General features: G+C 62.1%; 1 protein-coding gene. It reads left to right on the top strand.

Features of this window, described 5'->3' with window-relative positions; genetic code table 11:
* On the top strand, positions 1 to 973 hold a 973-nt coding region (locus tag V6C07_RS00680), incomplete at its 5' end, for a glutamate-5-semialdehyde dehydrogenase (protein WP_333534440.1).
* Between the last annotated feature and the right edge of the window lie 28 nt (positions 974 to 1001).

Raw genomic sequence — 1001 nt, 5'->3', positions numbered from 1 at the left:
CCAGTGGCAACGCCCCAACGGGCTGCTGGTGGGCAAGATGCGCATACCGCTCGGCGTGATCGCCATGATTTACGAGGCCCGCCCCAATGTGACCATTGATGCGGCCATCCTGTGCATCAAGGCGGGCAATGCCGTTATCCTCCGTGGCGGCAGCGAGGCCATACATTCCAATACCGCTCTGGCTCAGGCCCTGCAGGAAGCCATGATGCAGGCCGGGTTGCCCGCCTCTGCGGCGCAGCTTGTGACGGTTCCGGGGCATGAGGCTGTTAACGCCCTGTGCAAGCTCGACCAATATATTGATGTGATCATTCCCCGTGGGGGCGAAGGGCTTGTGCGCGCGGTTACCGAAGCCGCCACCATGCCCGTGCTCAAGCATTTCAAGGGCGTGTGCCACGCCTATATTGAGCCGGACGCCGACTTTGCACGCGCGCTGGACATCGTTTTCAACGGCAAGGTGCAGCGGCCCGGCGTGTGCAACGCGCTGGAATGCCTGCTGGTACACAAGGATGCCGCCCCGCGTTTTCTGCCTTTGGTGGCGGAAAAACTCGGCGCGGCGGGCGTGGAATTCCGGGCTGACGCCAAGGCCCTGCCCCTTATGGAGAAGACCGCGCAAGGGCACGTTGTCCCTCAGCAGGCTGAAGACCTGGGGCAGGAATTTCACGATCTTGTGCTCGCCGTCCGTGTGGTGGACAGCATGGATGAAGCGCTGGACCACATCGCCCGCTACGGATCAAATCATACAGAAATCATCTGCACCAACGACTATGCCAAGGCCATGCGCTTTCTGCGCGAGGCTGACGCCTCTATGGTGGCGGTCAATGCGTCCAGCCGCTTCAACGACGGTGGACAGCTCGGCCTGGGAGCGGAAATCGGCATATCCACATCCAAACTGCATGCCTATGGGGCTATGGGCGTTGAGGAACTGACCACCACCAAATTCGTGGTGCTGGGGCAGGGGCAGGTGCGGCAGTAGTGACCACGCGGCGCACCCTGCGGCCCCC

This window comes from Desulfovibrio sp. 1214_IL3152, from assembly GCF_036763055.1.
Classification (GTDB): Bacteria; Desulfobacterota; Desulfovibrionia; order Desulfovibrionales; family Desulfovibrionaceae; genus Desulfovibrio.
The sequence above is the reverse complement of the archived record's forward strand: the minus strand, read 5'-3'. Positions and strand labels throughout refer to the sequence as shown.